The sequence below is a fragment of the Streptomyces sp. NBC_00078 genome (assembly GCF_026343335.1).
Classification (GTDB): domain Bacteria; phylum Actinomycetota; class Actinomycetes; order Streptomycetales; family Streptomycetaceae; genus Streptomyces.
The window spans coordinates 2,763,900-2,780,465 of record NZ_JAPELX010000001.1 but is presented as its reverse complement, the minus strand read 5'-3'; the positions used below and the strand labels follow the sequence as shown (position 1 = coordinate 2,780,465).

General features: G+C 69.1%; 15 protein-coding genes. 3 read left to right on the top strand and 12 right to left on the bottom strand.

Annotation, left to right across the window (positions count from 1 at the left end; genetic code table 11):
- Window positions 1-6 precede the first annotated feature (6 nt).
- On the top strand, window positions 7-219 hold the full coding sequence (locus OOK07_RS12985; protein WP_266679944.1) for a hypothetical protein: 213 nt from the start codon (window positions 7-9) through the stop codon (window positions 217-219).
- Between the two features lie 265 nt (window positions 220-484).
- A complete protein-coding gene (locus OOK07_RS12980) occupies window positions 485-1,135 on the top strand; it encodes a DUF4360 domain-containing protein (RefSeq protein ID WP_266679942.1) in 651 nt (216 codons plus the stop codon).
- Window positions 1,136-1,250: 115 nt separating this feature from the next.
- Here OOK07_RS12980 and OOK07_RS12975 read toward each other — a convergent pair whose 3' ends face one another.
- The 12 genes from OOK07_RS12975 to OOK07_RS12915 form a co-directional block, all read right to left on the bottom strand.
- On the bottom strand, window positions 1,251-1,493 hold the full coding sequence (locus OOK07_RS12975) for a hypothetical protein (protein ID WP_266796519.1): 243 nt from the start codon (window positions 1,491-1,493) through the stop codon (window positions 1,251-1,253).
- 41 nt (window positions 1,494-1,534) lie between these two features.
- Window positions 1,535-2,356, bottom strand: coding sequence for an FHA domain-containing protein (locus OOK07_RS12970; protein ID WP_266796517.1), 822 nt, complete (start codon window positions 2,354-2,356; stop codon window positions 1,535-1,537).
- Entirely contained in the window at window positions 2,353-4,251 is a 1,899-nt protein-coding gene (locus OOK07_RS12965) for a serine/threonine-protein kinase (protein ID WP_266796514.1), read from the bottom strand. Before OOK07_RS12965 ends, OOK07_RS12970 begins: the two co-directional genes overlap by 4 nt.
- Before the next feature lie 111 nt (window positions 4,252-4,362).
- Window positions 4,363-4,857, bottom strand: coding sequence for a DUF397 domain-containing protein (locus OOK07_RS43275; protein WP_323182950.1), 495 nt, complete (start codon window positions 4,855-4,857; stop codon window positions 4,363-4,365).
- Between the two features lie 49 nt (window positions 4,858-4,906).
- Window positions 4,907-6,556 (bottom strand): pyridoxal phosphate-dependent aminotransferase, encoded by a 1,650-nt coding sequence (locus OOK07_RS12950; protein WP_266796513.1) that lies wholly within the window; start codon window positions 6,554-6,556, stop codon window positions 4,907-4,909.
- A 244-nt stretch (window positions 6,557-6,800) separates the two neighbouring features.
- Window positions 6,801-7,922, bottom strand: coding sequence for an aldose epimerase family protein (locus OOK07_RS12945; RefSeq protein WP_266796512.1), 1,122 nt, complete (start codon window positions 7,920-7,922; stop codon window positions 6,801-6,803).
- Window positions 7,923-8,058: 136 nt separating this feature from the next.
- Entirely contained in the window at window positions 8,059-9,306 is a 1,248-nt protein-coding gene (mmsB, locus tag OOK07_RS12940) for a multiple monosaccharide ABC transporter permease (protein ID WP_266679935.1), read from the bottom strand.
- Complete coding sequence (mmsA, locus tag OOK07_RS12935) at window positions 9,303-10,853, bottom strand: multiple monosaccharide ABC transporter ATP-binding protein (RefSeq protein ID WP_266679934.1); 1,551 nt, start codon at window positions 10,851-10,853, stop codon at window positions 9,303-9,305. The genes mmsB and mmsA overlap by 4 nt, the downstream gene beginning before the upstream one ends.
- Before the next feature lie 51 nt (window positions 10,854-10,904).
- Window positions 10,905-12,011 carry a multiple monosaccharide ABC transporter substrate-binding protein gene (gene chvE, locus OOK07_RS12930; RefSeq protein WP_266679933.1) on the bottom strand — a complete coding sequence of 369 codons (1,107 nt, stop codon included), beginning with the start codon at window positions 12,009-12,011 and terminating at the stop codon, window positions 10,905-10,907.
- A 153-nt stretch (window positions 12,012-12,164) separates the two neighbouring features.
- A complete protein-coding gene (locus OOK07_RS12925; RefSeq protein ID WP_266796510.1) occupies window positions 12,165-13,145 on the bottom strand; it encodes a hypothetical protein in 981 nt (326 codons plus the stop codon).
- A 110-nt stretch (window positions 13,146-13,255) separates the two neighbouring features.
- Complete coding sequence (locus OOK07_RS12920; RefSeq protein ID WP_266796509.1) at window positions 13,256-14,260, bottom strand: zinc-dependent alcohol dehydrogenase; 1,005 nt, start codon at window positions 14,258-14,260, stop codon at window positions 13,256-13,258.
- The gene (locus OOK07_RS12915; RefSeq protein ID WP_266679930.1) at window positions 14,257-15,414 is read right to left on the bottom strand and encodes a mandelate racemase/muconate lactonizing enzyme family protein; all 1,158 of its coding nucleotides are present in this window, start codon (window positions 15,412-15,414) and stop codon (window positions 14,257-14,259) included. The genes OOK07_RS12920 and OOK07_RS12915 overlap by 4 nt, the downstream gene beginning before the upstream one ends.
- A 191-nt stretch (window positions 15,415-15,605) precedes the next feature.
- On the opposite strand from OOK07_RS12915, the gene OOK07_RS43660 reads away from it, so the two are divergent.
- On the top strand, window positions 15,606-16,520 hold the full coding sequence (locus OOK07_RS43660) for an SCO2400 family protein (RefSeq protein WP_524540314.1): 915 nt from the start codon (window positions 15,606-15,608) through the stop codon (window positions 16,518-16,520).
- Window positions 16,521-16,566 lie beyond the last annotated feature (46 nt).

Sequence of the window (16,566 nt, the reverse complement as noted above, 5' to 3'; positions counted from 1 at the left end):
GTACGGGTGCACAGCTACCGGGGACCGACCGGCCGCGACCTGGGTCATGGCGAGCGTTTCCTGTTCGCCGTGGCGCTGGTCGCAGTGAGCCTGCTGTGGATCACGCAGGACATGGCCGCGTGGGCGACAGCGCTGTGCGGCGTCGGTGTCGCCGTGGGGGTGTCGGCGACGCTCTGCTTCGGCTGGCGCTACATCCGCTCACGCGGGGCCTCGCGTTGAGGTACCGGGCCGTGAGGTGCTGAGCCGTGAGGTGCTGACGGGCTGTCGCCCTGGAAGTGGCAGCCCGTCAGTGGTGTCCGGGTGCGGCGAGAGTGCCGCCCTGTGAAATCCGTGTCTGTGAATGGCTTGAGTTCGACCTGGTCGCCGTATGTGTGCCTCCCTACGATGCGATCGCCTCCGGTCTTCACAGGAACCCCACGGTTTCTCCAAAGGGTTGCTTGAGTGCCGGGGCGAGCCACCCCCCACTCACAGAACCGGAGAGACCATGTCTGGCGGACTCCTCATGGGCGGCGCCATAGCCGCTCTGCTCACCACCGCGCTACCCGCCCAGCACTCGTCCCCCGTCTTCGACGACCCGCCCCCGGACAAGATCGTCATCGACGTGGCGACCGTGAACGGCTCGGGCTGTCCCAAGGGCACGGCGGCCGTCGCCGTCTCCCCGGACAACACGGCCTTCACGGTGACCTACAGCGACTACCTCGCCCAGGCCGGCGGCAACTCCGACCCCACGGCGTTCCGCAAGAACTGCCAGCTCAACCTGATCGTGCACGTCCCGCAGGGCTTCACCTACGCCATCGCCAGCGCCGACTACCGGGGCTTCCTCTCGCTCCAGCCGGGAGCGTCCGCCACGCAGAAGGCCTCGTACTACTTCCAGGGCTCCTCCAACACGGTGCCCAAGACCCACCCCTTCAGCGGCACGTACAACGACGACTGGCAGGCCACCGACAGCACCGACTGGGCCCAACTGGTCTGGGCGCCCTGCGGAGTTCTGCGCAACTTCAACATCAACACCGAGTTGAGAGTGAACGCGGGGAGCCAGAACCCGGGCAAGGTCAGCTTCATGACGATGGACTCGACCGACGGGGACATCAGCACCGTGTACCACATGGCGTGGCAGGAGTGCCCGAAGTCCTGACGCGCGTGGCAGGGGTGGCCCGCGCCACGGGCCACCCCTGCCCCCGTGGACACGGCACGCCAGGGCTGACGTCTGTTGGGCAGCTGCCAATTGGGCAAAATGACGATCCGTCAAGTCACCTGCGGGCCAAGCGGCGTTCGGCCAGGCTGACGGCCCACGACGCCACGGCGAGGCCGACCGGAAGACAGAAGGACCACCAGACCACGGGGCCGGACGTCCGCAGGACGACCCACCACAGCAGGGCGGCCGTCAGCAGCAGCGAGGGCAGCATCCGCCGCAGGACGGGCAGTTGGCTCATCCGGCAGACCGACCAGGCCATCCAGGCGAAGATGCCGAGCACGGGCAGGAACAGGATCATCCCTCGAAGCTAGCGAGAAGCCTGGGGACCGGTCCCGGCCGTCACGCCGCGTCGATCAGGACCAGGTCCATCGGGACCAGCGTCGTGGACGACATCAGGGCCCTGATCAGGTGGTCGTTGAGCGCGTTGCCGACCGGTTCGCCGATCTCCTCCCGTGTCAGCCAGGGTACGCCGTCGCGGGACAGACGCAGGCGCACGCCGTTGACGAGGTGCTCGACGCGTTTGTCCGTCCAGCCGAAGTCCAGCTGCAACTCGGCGAGTTGGGTGGCCGTCTGCCTCCAGGTCAGGGGCTGGGGCCGGGGTTCGTGCAGCAGATAGCGCCGGCCGAGGACGATGAGCGCCAGCCTCTCCGGTTCGGTGAGGGTCCACACCCGCGGCGGCCGGGTGACGTCGGCGTGCCGAGGGAGCGGGCGCTCGCCCTCGGGGCCGGTGACGTAGACCTCCAGGAGATGTTCGCGGCCGCGTGAGCCCCCGATGAACAGCGGGGAGTAGCCGGGCACCAACGGCAGCGGATCCTCCCCGCGGAACAGCAGCCGGCTCCCCGGGCAGCGGATCGGCAGCCTGCCGGTGGTGCTCAGCCACCAACTGCCCGCCCGGTGGGCGAGCGTGCCCTGATGCCGGCTGACCTGCGGATCGTCCTCGGCCAGACAGACGTGCACCTCGGGCCGGTTGCGGCCGAACAGCACCTCGCGCCCCTCCCCGGGGCCGAGCGTGATACCCCCGGTGATCGCGAGCGCGAAGACGGTGCCCGGCAGGGGAGCGGAGGCGCCCCGGGCGAGACTGCCGTGGGTGGCGGCCAGTGGGCGGCCGCTCGGTGGCATGCGGCCGGGGGCCGGGCCGCCTGGCCTTCCGTTCGCGCTCATGTCGTCGGCAGGCTCTTCGCGATGTTCTTCACGACCGTGGCCGCGAGCACCTCGGCGTCGGCGCACAGCCCGGCGACCGACCCCGGTCCATACACCGTCAGCACGAACAACTCGACGGTCCGGTCACCGAGTTGGTTCGTGTACGAGCGGTGCGGGGTGCGGATCGCGCAGGTGTCGTCACCGCTGTCCTTCGCCGACACATAGCTCTTCTTCCCGGAGACGACCACCGCCTTCTCGCCATCGCCGTCGAGTGAGTTGTCCTGGCTGAACTGGAGCTCGACGCCGGAGTTCTCGTCGGCGGAGTCCCATTCGCAGTACCAGTCCCCGAAGCCGTGGTCGATGTCGTCCGTCCCCACGCCGGGAACCTTCTTCAGCGCGGCCGCGTCGAGCAGCGCGCAGGCGTCGACACGTGCCAGGGAGGCCGCGGCGAACGTCCCCGAGCGCCGGGGCACCGGCCCCCGTTCCAGCAGCGCGACGGCGTGCTCGGTGCCGGCGTCGGCCAGGGCACAGGGGTCGGGGGCCGGAGAGCCGAGCTGCTTGCCCTTGATCTCGATCTGTCTGCCGTCGGCGGTCGCGACGATCCGTGAGCACTCCGGGCCGTCCCGCTTCATGGTCGCGATCGTGAGGTCTCCGACCTCCTTGGTGGGTACGTCGTTCCCGAACTGCGCCGCGTCCAGGTTGAAGTTGACCTCAAGGTCGGCGTTGTCGTCGCCGCTGCTGTTGTGCACCAGGACGTCGCACCGGTCGAACTCCCCGTAGTCCGGATCCAGTCGGTTGCCTCCGAAGCGGATCAGCGAGGCGGCGTCGAGCAGCTTGCAGGGGTCCGCCGTACGAGGATCGCCCATGGCGCCGGGCTTCGCCGTGGCCGAGGGCTTCGCGTCGACCGGTCTCCTCCCGCCGGTCCTGTCACCGCCGGAGGCAGCGACGAGACCGGCTGTGAGCGCGCCCGCAGCGAGGAGTGCACCCACCGTGATCGCCAGCGGACGACGGCGACGGCGCAGGGGCCGCGGAAGCCGGATCGTGAGGGCTTCGAGAGGAGTCAGGGGCAGGGTGCGGCTGTCGTGCAGCACCTGTTGGACGTGCGCAGGTGGTGGCGCGGCGTGCGTCAGCAGCCGGTACGACTCCAGGGCGTCCGGGCGGTTCCGGGGCTCCACCTCCAGTAGAGCGGCCAGCACTCCCGTGAGGTGGCCGGCGTGCTCGGCCGGTTCGATGTGCCCCTCGATGGCCCGCGCCACGTACGCCACAGGGTGCTCGACCTCACCGTACGGCGAGTGGCCCTCGACGGCCGCGTACAGGGTGGCGCCCAGGGAGAACACGTCGGACTTCTCGTCCACCGGCCGTCCCTTGGCCACCTCGGGGGCGAGATAGCGGGGTTTGCCGTGCACGACGCCGGTCGTGGTCTGCGTGACGTCGCTCCACAGGGCCCGGGCGATCCCGAAGTCGGTCAGCCGGGCGACTCCGTCCGTGGTGACGAGGATGTTCTCCGGCGTCACATCGCCGTGCACCACCCCGGCGGCATGCGACTTCGCGAGCGCGGCGGCGATCTGGCAGCCCACCGACCCGGCTTCCCCGGGCGTGAGCGGGCCGTCGTCCGCCATGATCTGCGCGAGGCTGCGCGAGGGGACGTACTCCATCACGATCCAGCAGACGGACCCGTCCTCGACGAAGTCGAAGACGGGCACGATGTTCGGATGGTGCAGCCGTGCGGCGTACCGCCCTTCGCCCTGGAGCCGCTTGGCGGCCGTCTCGTCGCCGGGGCGCGCGCACTTGACCGCGACGTGCCGCTGCAGAGTCTCGTCCCAGGCCCGCCAGACGACTCCCATCCCGCCCTGGCCGATGGGGTCCTGCAACCGGTACCGGCCCGCGACCTCGTGCCCCGCTTCCGGCGTCGCCACTGCGCCTCACCCCTCGCCCCCACGCGAAACACGTGGTTGAACGTCAGTGACGGAGTGTACTGAGCGGTGATCTCCTCAACGGCCCCTCGCGTCGACCAGCACAGAATCCCCTCACTTCGTGATGTGCGCGACGAAGTCCTCCCAGGTGGGCGAGGAGAGGGCGAGTTGGGAGCCCTGCTGGTTCTTGGAGTCACGGACGTGGATGGTGGTGGGGCAGGTGGCTACCTCTACGCAGTCACCAGCTGCGGCTGCCGCTGGTGACGGGCAGCGTCCGGATCGAGGTGTCCGACACGAGGGGCGAGCCGCGTTCGTTCGGCCCGCACCGTGGACATGCCCGCGCCCCTCGCGTCCGGCGGCCGCGGCCTCGCACTCGTGGACGCGCCGGCCGACCGGTGGGAGGTGGTGGACCGTCAGCCGCAACCCGGCAAGACGGTCCGTGTCGAAATCGACCTGCGCGCGTGTCCTGCGGTGCGGCAGAGCGTCAGGCGGTGGGCGTCGGAGGGTCGGTAGGGCCAGCAGCGCGTCATGGCCCGCCGGCCGCAACCGTTCCAGCCGCTCCAGGAAGGGCGGGCGGTGCAGACTCGGTGCGACGGTGACCAGGAACACCGCCAGGTCGAGCGCGGGTGGGAAGAATCCACCCCGACGGAAACGGGCGTCAGGCGCCCGCCGCGTTGGGCCAGCTCTGTGCGTTGGGCCACCCCGTGGCCGGGGCCGGGGCGAGGCCCTGGGCGGGCCCGGTCATGCCGCGCACCTGCGCGGCCGTGAGCCCGCCGCGGGCCGGGACACCGGGCGGCGTCGGACCGGGCGCGGGCATCTGCGCGGGCACGGGCTGCATCTGCGGCGCGGGCACGGGCTGCATCTGTGGCGCGGGAATGGGCTGCATCTGTGGGGGCACCGGCTCCGGTACGGCCTGCATCTGCGGGGCCATCTGCATCTGCGCGGCGGCGACCGGCTGCATGGCAGCGGGTGCCTGCATCGCCGCGGCGACCGGCTGCGGCATCACCTGCGCCGCGGCGGGCATCGGCGCCGCGGGCATCGGCATCCCGGTGCCCATGGCCTGCGCAACCTGCGCGACCTGCGCGGCGAGCGGCTGCCCGGCTCCGTTGGTCGCGCTGACCAGTCGGTCCACGGCCGCCGTACCCGAGCTGTAGCTGGTCCCTGTGCTCAGCTCCGGTACGGCGGCTCCCCTCCTGGTCCCGTAGAGCACCTGTTCCAGGCCGGACACCAGGCGACGCACATCCACCTGGGGGCGCACCACGAGCCTCAGGAAGCGGCTGGACGAACCGATCTTGTTGCCGCACTCGCGGACCAGGATGCGGTGCTCGGTGAGCATCCGGTCGCGGACGACGGTGCCTTCCGCGCCCACCGGGAGGCGGACGAAGAGGAAGTTGCCCTGGGACGGATAGACGGTGAGACCGGGCAGCGCGGAGAGCTGGCTGGCCATGTCCAGGCGGTCGCGGCGCACCTGGTGGAGGCTCTGCGCGTACTCGGCGCCGTGCTCCCTGAGCATGAACACCACGTACTCGGCGAAGGAGTTGAGGTTCCACTTGGGGAGCATGGAGCGGACGCGGCCCGCGAGCGCCGGGTTGGCGACCAGATAGCCGAAACGTATGCCGTGCAGGCCGAAGTTCTTGCCGAGGCTGCGCAGCACGATCACGTTCGGGCGGATCATCGCCTCCTGCACGACGGACGGTTCGGCCTCGGCGTCCGCGAACTCCAGGAAGGACTCGTCGACGACGATCAGGTCGAGGTCGGCCATCGCGTCCATGAACTGCACCAGCGCCTGCTTGTGCAGATAGCCGCCGTCGGGGTTGTTCGGGTTGCAGACGACGGCGACGCGGGTGCCGCGGGCCCGGATGAACTCGGCGTACTGGGCGAGGTCCAGGGAGAAACCGCTGGACTCCTGCAGCGGGAACATGTCGACCCGCTTGCCGGTCTCCATGGGCTGGTCGGTCCAGCGGGCGAAGGTGGGGACGGGGATGGCGAGGGAATCACGGACCATCAGATGGTCGATCCAGGTGATCAGCTCGGTCGAGCCGTTGCCCATCGCCACGCACTGCGGCGGGAGCTGGAGCAGGCTGCACAGCTCGGCTGTGATCGTGTCTGCGCTGCTCGGGTAGTACGTGACGATGTCGCGAAGCCGGGCCGACATGGTGTCGAACATCGCCGGGGTCGGGAAGTAGGGGTTGCAGGGAATGCAGAAGTCCACGGGGCCGGTCCCGTCGCCGCCCTCACGCGTCAGCTCCGCCATCGACGGGCTGTGTGCCGCACTGCTGCGGAACAGCGAGGTGACGTTGTCGGCCATGGAACCTCCGTATGGGGCGGGCCCGGTGGGGACGACCGGGCCCGTCGTCTTCGGGTGGCCCGTGCGGGGGAGCACGGGCCACCCGTACATACGGAGGCTGGGGTGGCGCCGTTCAACGTGTGAAGAGAGTGTGACGTCGCGCCCCGAAGGGGCGCGGGGCTGCGGTCCGTTCGCGGCTCGGCCGCATGTGCACGACCAGCCGCAGCCGGCCCGCAGATCCCCCCACGCCCTCCCGGCGGAGCGTCTACGCGGAGAACGAGTGGATTGTCGTCGTCCGGTACGTCTGCCCAGGTCGGAGCACGGTCGACGGCCATGAAGGCTCGTTCGGCGAGTCCGGGAAGTGCTGCGTCTCCAGGCACAGGCCGTCGCCCTGCCGGTAGGTGCTGCCGGACGTGCCGACGAGGGTGCCGTCGAGGAAGTTGCCGGAGTAGAACTGCAGCCCCGGCTGGTCGGTGGCGATCTTCAGGGTGCGGCCGGAGCGCGGGTCGCGCAGCGTGGCGATGTGCTGCGGCTTCTCCGTGACGCCCTTGTCGAGCACCCAGTTGTGGTCGAAGCCCTTGGCCTGCAGCTGCTGGGGGTGACCCGCGCGGATGTCCCGCCCGACCGGCTTGCCCTTGCGGAAGTCGAACGGGGTGCCGGAGACCTCGGCCAGTTCGCCCGTGGGCATCAGGCCCGTGTCGGTGGGCGCGTAGTGGGAGGCGGCGATCGTGAGCTCGTGGTCCTCGATCGTGCCGCTGCCCTCGCCGGCGAGGTTGTAGTACGTGTGGTTGGTGAGGTTGACGACCGTCGCCTTGTCGGTGGTGGCCTCGTAGTCGATGCGCCAGTCACCGTGCCGGTTCAGCGTGAAGGTGACCTTCGTCCTCAGCGTGCCGGGGTAGCCCATCTCGCCGTCGACGTCCGTGTAATACAGGTGCAGGCCGACGTCGGAGCCCGAGGTGAAGCCCTCGATGTCCCACACCTTGGTGTTGAAGCCCTGGGCGCCCCCATGCAGGCTGTTCACGCCCTCGTTGACGTTCAGCCGGTACGTCTTGCCGTCGAGCGTGAACTGGCCCTTGGCGATGCGGTTGCCGTAGCGGCCGATCGTGGCGCCGAAGAAGGTGGTTCCGGCGACGTAGGCGGCGAGGTTGTCGTAGCCCAGGGAGACGTTGGCGTAGCGGCCCTGCCGGTCGGGGATCTCCAGCGACTGGACGATGCCGCCGTAGGAGAGGACCTTCAGCCGGGTGCCGCCGTTCTCCAGCGACCAGCGGTAGACCTCGGTGCCGTCGTCCAGCTTGCCGAAGAGTTCCCTCTCCGGCTCCCCGCACCCCGGGGCGGCGCTGCCCGCGGTCGCGGCATCTGCGACGGCTGTGTGTCTGTTCGGTTCCATGGAGCGGCTCCCATGAGGTGAGGTGAACGGGTTCCGCCGGCCCCGCGCCCCAGAAAGGGGCGCGGGGAACTGCGCGACCGGCCACGCACGGCCCGCAGTTTCGGTACAGCCTTCCCAGCGGAGCGCCGGCGCTGACCTACGAACCGGACTTGCGCTTGTTCCACACGTCGAAGCCGACCGCGGCCAGGAGGGCGAGGCCCTTGATGACCTGCTGCCAGTCGGTGCCGACACTGAGGAGGTTCATGCCGTTGTTCAGCACGCCGAGGACGAGACCACCGATGATCGCCCCGAGGACGGTACCCACGCCGCCGCTCATGGACGCGCCACCGATGAACGACGAGGCGATGGCCTCGAGTTCGAAGTTGAGTCCCGCCTTCGGCGAGGCCGCGTTCAGACGGGCGGCGACCACCAGACCCGCCAGGGCCGCGAGCACGCCCATGTTGAGGAAGACAAGGAAGGTGACCTTCTTGTCCTTGACGCCGGACAGCTTCGCCGCCGGCAGGTTGCCGCCGATCGCGTAGATGTGCCGGCCGAAGACCGCGTTGCGCATGACGTAGCCGTAGCCGACCACCAGCACACCGAGAACGATCAGGATGATCGGCGCGCCCTGGTAGCTGGCGAGGATCATCGTGACCGCGAGGACCGCGGCGGCGATGGCGACCAGCTTGAGCAGGAAGGCGTTGCGCGGCAGTACGTCCAGCGAGAACTCCTGCTCCCGCTTGCGGTCACGGACCTCCTGGAAGATCACGAAGGCCAGCAGCACGAAGCCCAGCAGCAGTGTGAGGTTGTGGTAGTTGGTGTTCGGGCCGACCTCCGGCAGGAAGCCGTTGCCGAGCTTCTGCAGACCGTTCGGGAACGGACCGAGGGTCTGGCCCTGCAGGAAGATCTCCGTCAGACCGCGGAAGAGCAGCATTCCGGCGAGTGTGACGATGAACGACGGTATCCCCAGATACGCGATCAGGAAGCCCTGCAACGAGCCCGCGACCGCGCCCACCAGCAGGCTGAGCACCAGGGCGACCGGCCATGCCACGCCGTGTTGCACCGTCAGCACGGCCGCGAACGCGCCCACGAACGCCGTCAGCGATCCGACCGACAGGTCGATGTGTCCCGCGATGATCACCAGCATCATGCCGATCGCGAGGATCAGGATGTAGCTGTTCTGCAGCACCAGGTTGGAGACGTTGCGCGGCAGCAGCAGGTCGCCGCCGGTCCACACCTGGAACAGGATCACGATCAGGCCGAGCGCGATCAGCATGCCGTACTGGCGCATGTTGCGGCGCAGGCCGCCCAGCATCAGCTGCAGCAGGCCGTCACCGGACGCGGAGCCTCCGCTCTTGCCGGGCGGCGCAGCGGCCGGGACCTTGTCCGTCACATCCGTGCTCATCGGGTTACCTCTTTGTCCTTCGTCATCTGGCGCATCAGCACTTCCTGCGTGGCCTCGGCCCGCGGAACCTCACCCGTGAGCCGGCCGGCGGCCATGGTGTAGATGCGGTCGCACATACCGAGCAGCTCCGGCAGCTCGGAGGAGATGAAGACGACCGCCTTGCCCTCGGCGGCCAGCTGGTCGATGACCGTGTAGATCTCGTACTTGGCGCCCACGTCGATACCGCGCGTCGGCTCGTCCAGGATCAGCACCTCGGGACCCGCGAAGATCCACTTGCTGAGGACGACCTTCTGCTGGTTGCCGCCGGACAGTCTGCCCACCGTCTCGAAGACGGTCGGCGCCTTGATGTTCATCGACTTGCGGAAGCGCTCGGCGACCTTCCGCTCCTCGTGCTCGTCGACCACACCGCGCTTGGCCACCTTGTTCAGCGCGGTCAGCGAGATGTTCCGGTTGATGTTGTCGATGAGGTTGAGGCCGTAGTGCTTGCGGTCCTCGGTGACGTACGCGATGCCGTGCCCGACCGCCTCCGCGACGGACTTCGTACGGATCTCCGTGCCGTCCTTGAGGACCGTGCCGCCCGCGTGCCGGCCGTAGCTGCGCCCGAACACGCTCATCGCGAGCTCGGTGCGGCCCGCGCCCATCAGTCCCGCGATGCCGACGATCTCCCCGCGCCGCACGTGGATCGACACGTCGTCGACCACCTTGCGCTGCTGGTCGATCGGGTGGTGCACCGTCCAGTTCCGGATCTCCAGCGCCGGAGCGGCGTCCACCTCGCCCTCGTACGCGGTGCGTTCGGGGAAGCGGTGGTCGAGGTCGCGGCCGACCATGCCCGAGATGATGCGGTCCTCGGTGGTCTCCGGCGCCTTCACGTCGAGAGTCTCGATGGACCTGCCGTCCCGGAGGATCGTCACCGAGTCGGCGACCCGGCGGATCTCGTTCAGCTTGTGGGAGATGATGATCGAGGTGATGCCCTGCTTCTTCAACTCCAGGATGAGATCGAGGAGTTTGCCGCTGTCCTCGTCGTTCAGAGCCGCGGTCGGCTCGTCCAGGATGAGCAGCTTCACCTTCTTGGACAGGGCCTTGGCGATCTCCACCAGTTGCTGCTTGCCCACGCCGATGTCCGCGATCCGGGTCTCCGGGTGGTCGGTCAGACCGACCCGGCGCAGCAGCTCGGTGGCGTGCCGCAGGGTCTCGTTCCAGTTGATGAGCCCGCGCGAGGCGTGCTCGTTGCCGAGGAAGATGTTCTCCGCGATCGACAGGAACGGCACCAGTGCCAGCTCCTGATGGATGATCACGATGCCGTGCTGCTCGCTCGCCCGGATGTCCCTGAACGAGCAGACGTCTCCCTCGAAGAGGATGTCGCCCTCGTAGGTGCCGTGCGGATGGACGCCGGAGAGCACCTTCATCAAGGTGGACTTTCCGGCGCCGTTCTCGCCGCAGATGGCATGGACCTCGCCCTGACGGACAGTCAGCGTGACGTCCGACAGTGCCTTTACGCCGGGAAAGGTCTTGACGATCGAGCGCATTTCCAGGACGGGTCCCGCCATGGTGTGCCCTTTCAATCCGTAGGAATGGCCGCCGTGTTCGCCGGCGGAGGACTACTTCAGCTCGCCGGCCGTGTAGTAGCCCGTGTCGACCAGTTCCTTGGTGTAGTTGGTCTTGTCGACGCTCACCGGCTGCAGCAGCATGGCGGGGACGACCTTGGTGCCGTTGTCGTACGTCTTGGTGTCGTTGACCTCGGGCTTCTTGCCGTTGAGGACGTCGTCGACCATGGTCGCGGCCACGTCGGCGAGCTTGCGGGTGTCCTTGTAGACGGTCTGCGTCTGCTGGCCCGCGATGATCGACTTCACCGAGGCGAGCTCGGCGTCCTGGCCGGTGATGACCGGAAGCGGCTTGCGGGAGGAGCCGTAGCCGTCCGACTTGAGCGCGGCGATGATGCCGATGGAGATGCCGTCGTACGGCGACAGCACCGCGTCGACCTTGGCGCTCGAGTACGTGGACGTGAGGATGTCCTCCATGCGCTTCTGCGCCGTGGCGCCGTCCCAGCGCAGGGTGGTGACCTGGTTGATCTTGGTCTGGCCGGACTTGACGACGAGCTTCTTCTTGTCGATGTACGGCTGCAGCACGCTCATCGCGCCGTTGAAGAAGTACTTGGTGTTGTTGTCGTCGTTCGAGCCGGCGAACAGCTCGATGTTGAACGGGCCCTTGCCGTTCTTCAGACCCAGCTTGTCGACGATGTAACTGGCCTGCAGCTCACCGACCTTGGTGTTGTCGAAGGACGCGTAGTAGTCGACGTTCTTCGTGCCGAGGATCAGGCGGTCGTAGGAGATCACCGGGATCTTGGCGTCCGCGGCCTGCTGCAGCACGTTGTTGAGCGACTTGTTGTCGATCGATGCGATGATCAGGCCCTTGACGCCCTGGGTGATCAGGTTCTCGATCTGCGAGACCTGCTGGTCGGGGTCGTCCTCGCCGTAGACCAGCTTGGTCTTGTAGCCCTTGGACTGCAGGTTCTTGACGACGTTCTTGCCGTCGGCGATCCAGCGCTCGGAGGACTTGGTCGGCATCGCGATACCGATGGTGCCGCCCTTGGCGCTGCCCTTGTCCTCCTTGCTGCCGCCCTCACCGCTCTGCCCGCAGGCGGACAGGGTGAGAGCGAGGGAGGCGGCTCCGGCTATGAGGGTGAGGGCGCTTCTACGAGTGCGCATGGTGATCGTCCCTGTTCTTCTCGTCGTCGAGATCTTGAGCGAGGTTGGTGAAACGCCCCGAGGGGCAGTGCCCCTAGGGGCGCGAGGCTGCGGACAGGTGCTGCTCCGCCGCGTGGCCGCGACCGGTCGCAACGGGTCCGCCGTCCCCGTGGGTCATCCGGCAGAGCCTTCAGTGGGGAAGCGGTTGAGGGACCCCGGCAGCCGGGAGCCGAGCGGCGCCATATCGCCGTCCGCCCCGTGCCGGGCGAGCAGGTCGAGAGCGAGCCGGCCGCGCCGGACCCGTTCCCGGGCGGTGGCCAGCGTCAGGTCCCGCACGTGGTGGCCGTACGGGTAGATGCCGGGGCTCCTGGACAGCCCGAACTTCAGATACAGCGGAGCGCCGCGCCGGATCAGCTCGGCGACCTCGTACATCCGGATGTAGCCGCCGAGGTCGTCGGGAGCCTCGATGTACATGTCCATGGGAGCCGCGGAGACCCGCCTGATCTCCGTGAGGTGATCGAGCGTCAGGTCGCTGGGCACGTTGACCGAGTCGGCGCCCAGCTGCTCGAAGACCGCGTACGAGGCCGGGTTGACGGGCCCGATGAGCGCGGACACCTTCAGCGTGGTGTCGGCCGGGATGATCCCGGCGGTGCGCGCCCGGTGCAGCGTCCACAGCACGCCCTCGTCGGCGACGAGCAGGCACTTGACGCCCAACTCCGTTGCCCGGACGGCATCTTCGATGCATCCGGCGACGGCGTCGTGACCGCGTGCGCGCAGCCCGGCCCCCCGCGAGTCGGAGCGAATGGAGCCGCCGATGTCCCAGGTGCCGCGCGGGCCGGTGAACAGGCACAGCTCGATGTCACGTTCGGCCGTCGCCTCGACCATCTCGGTGATCTCGGCGTCGGTCAGCATCCACACACCGCTGCCCTGGCTGATCCGGTGGATCGGCACATCGAGGTGCGAGGACTCCTTGAGGATGGCGGCCAGCGCTTCGGGACCCTCGCACGAGGGGACCTCGGTGCGCCAGCGGCCACCGCCGGGGAAGGTGTGCGGCGAGGCGTCGGCGGGGTCGAGTGCGGGCGCACCCAGGCCGAGAGCGGTGAGCACCTTCTCACCGGGTCGGCGGGCCGCCGTGGCGGAAGCGTCGGTCGTCACAAGCTGTCCTTCGTGTTCGATATTTCGGACGAGGTTCGCGGCTCAAGTCATGGGGGGCTGGGTGTACGCCGGTACGGAGGCCGTCAGTTCGTCCCCGTACCGGCGTACGTCTAGGGGTGAAGCAGCACCTTGCCCACTTTCGGATCGCCGGATCCGACCAGCTCGATGGCCTGCGGAAACTCACCGAGCGGCAGCTCGTGCGTGACCAGCAGCAGCGGATTGAGCAGACCCGCCCCGAACGCCCGCACCGCGTGCGCCCAGGCCTCCGGCGGCGCACCGAAGACGGTCTGCACCTCCAGCTGCCGTACGACCAGGTCGGTCGGGTCGAGCCCCTCGGCGGCCGGCCCCGGGATGCCCGTCAGGACCAGGCGTCCGCCCCGCCTGAGCAGAGAGGCGGCGGTGCGCGCGCCGGACGCGGACCCGGCCGTCTCGATGACGACGTCGAAGTCGTCGGGGAGCTCCTGGTCCTTCGTGCGGAAGTCGGTGGCGCCGAAAACTTTCGAAAGCTCCGCCCGGTCGAGCCGCGTACCCACGACCAGCAACTCGGCCGGTGATCCGGCCTTCAGGAACTGGACGGCGAACATCCCGAGCGTCCCGGTCCCCACCACGGCGACCCGCGCGCCCGGCAGCGCGTTCGCCTTGATCGCGGCGGCCGCGATACAGGCGGCGGGCTCCAGCAGGGCGGCGGCGGTGAGGTCCGCGTCGTCCTGCAGGGCATGCAGCAGCCGCGCCGGCAGGGTGAGCGTGCCCGCCATCGCGCCGGGCTGGGTGAACCCGGTCTCCTCGTACCCGGCCGTGCACAACGTCGTCTCGCCCGCGTGGCAGCGGTCGCACACCTGGCAGTTGCGGAAGCCCTCGCCCACGACCTTGCGGCCCACGAGGGTCGACGGCACCCGGGCGCCCACCGCCTCCACCGTTCCGGACCACTCGTGGCCGGGCGTGAGGGGGTAACGGACGTATCCCTCGGGCCGGTTGCCCTGGTACACCTCACGGTCGCTGCCGCAAATGCCCACGGCGTGGACGCGGACGAGCGCCTCGCCGACTGCGGGCTCACGAGGCGTGTGCTCGACGAGCCGGTGCTCGCCGGGCGCCTCGATGACGACGGCGCTGCTCACTGCGTGCTCTTCGGCTTACGCTGCTCCCAGCCCTCGGCCCACAGGTCGAACCGGGCTTGCTGCTGCGGGAACTCGGCGGCCGCGTCGGTGTCCAGCTCGACGCCGAGACCGGGGGCGTCGGAGAGGTGGAAGTACCCGTCGACGACCTGCGGTGCGCCCTTCACGACCTTCTTGATCTCCGCGTCCGCGAAGTCGTTGAAGTGCTCCAGGATCTTGAAGTTGGGGGAGGTGAAGCCGACCTGGAGGGAGGCGGCGGTCAGCACGGGCCCGCCGACGTTGTGCGGCGCCACGAGCACGTAGTGGGCCTCGGCGGTGGCGGCGAGCTTGCGCGTCTCCCAGATTCCACCGATATGACCGACGTCCGGCTGGATGATGTCCACGGCCTGGCTCTCGAACAGCTCGCGGAACTCGATCCGGTCGTGGATGCGCTCACCGGTGGCGACCGGGATGTCGACCTTGGCGGCGACCTTCTCCAGCGCCTTCAGGTTCTCCGGCGGGCAGGGCTCCTCCAGCCAGGCGGGCTTGAAGGGGGCCAGCTCGCGGGCGAGACGGATGGCGGTGGCCGGCGAGAACCGGCCGTGCATCTCCAGCATCAGCTCGGCGTCCGGCCCGATGGCGTCGCGCACGGCCTCGATCAGCGACACGGCGTACAGGGTCTGCTCGTGGTCGAGCTCGAATTGCCCGGTGCCGAAGGGGTCGATCTTGAGCGCCCGGTAACCGCGCTCCATGACCCCCTGGGCGGCCTTGTGGTATGCCTCGGGCGTCCGCTCGGTCGTGTACCAGCCGTTGGCGTACGCCTTGACCTTGTCCGTGACCTTGCCGCCGAGCAACTGCCAGACGGGCACCCCGAGGGCCTTGCCCTTGATGTCCCAGCAGGCCATCTCGATCACCGCGATGCCGGACATCACGATCTCGCCCGCGCGCCCGTAGTCGCCGTACTTCATCCGCCGTACGAGGTCTTCCGCGGCGAACGGATCGGAGCCCAGAATGTGGTTGGCCTCCGCCTCCCGCAGATAGCCGATCAGCGCGTCGGTGTGGCCCAGCATCCGGGTCTCGCCGACTCCGGTGATCCCCTCGTCGGTGTGCACCTGGACGTATGTCAGGTTGCGCCACGGCGTCCCGACCACGTGTGTGCTGATTCCGGTGATGCGCACGGCAGTTGCCCCTTGCTGCGTCGTCTGTGTGTGTTTGCTCGGTGGGCGCGTTCGAAATTTCGTCACGCGTTCGAAATGCTGGCGTGACAGTAAGGACGGGGCGGCAGGAGTGTCAATGGGTCGCACACATAACAGTTTCGACACTGCTTTCGATAGGCTTTTCGAAGACGGTTTCGGCGCGATCGGGGGAGATGCCCGAGAGGTTCCAGGGGTTGCCCTCAACTCGCCATGCCGGAACGGCTGGTTCCCTACACAACTTTCACAGGCGTGACTATGAACGCCGCCTGTGTGGAACTTACTCTTCCCGCGTCATGGACTACTGCCACCCGTGCCGACGGCACCTGAATGGCGCTCTCGCCTGTCCCGGGTGCGGCGCGCCGGTCGAAGAACTTCGCGCGCACGTGGACCACGGCGACGCGCCTGGGCGTGGGGGTGGGCCGTACGAGGGCCAGGAGGGCCCGTACGGCGACGAGGAGAGCGTCCGTGGCGACGGGGGCGGGGAAGTCGCCGAAGACGCTGAGGACCCCGATGAGCCGGTCGGCCGGGCCGCACGGCGCGCACAGGGCCGTGGGCGGGGGCATGGCGGCAGGGGTGCCGGTCGCGCGGGCGGCGCGAGCCGTCGTGATCGAAAGGCCGCCGCGCATCGCAGGCGCAGGCGCCGGGTGCTGCTGATCACCACGGCCGCCGTGCTCGCGGCGGGCGGCCTCAGCCTTGCCGAACTGGGCATGGACGCGCCCTTCTCCAGCCCCAAGCCGGCCGCCGCAGGGGACGACTCGGCGGACGGATCGGCCTCGGTGGAGGCCGGCGGCACCGCGAAGCCGGTGGGCGGCAAGGCGGGCGGCGGAGGGGCGGACTCCGAAACCGGGACCCCGTCGGCCTCGCCGTCCGCGTCGAAGTCCCCGACGGACAAATCCACGAAGGGCGACGAGGGCAAGCCCTCCAAGGGTGCGGAATCACCCGCTGCGGGCACCGGCGGCACCGCGGCCCCCGCGAACCCGGCCCCCGCTCCGACCCCCACCGCGACCTCGGCCCCGACCACCTCGGACCCCACCCCGGATCCGTCACCGTCGCAGACGTGCAACCGGTTCCTCTGGTGGTGCAGCTGAGGGCGGTGCTTCTGGGCCGGGGTGGTGCGTCCCGGCCCGCTCGGCG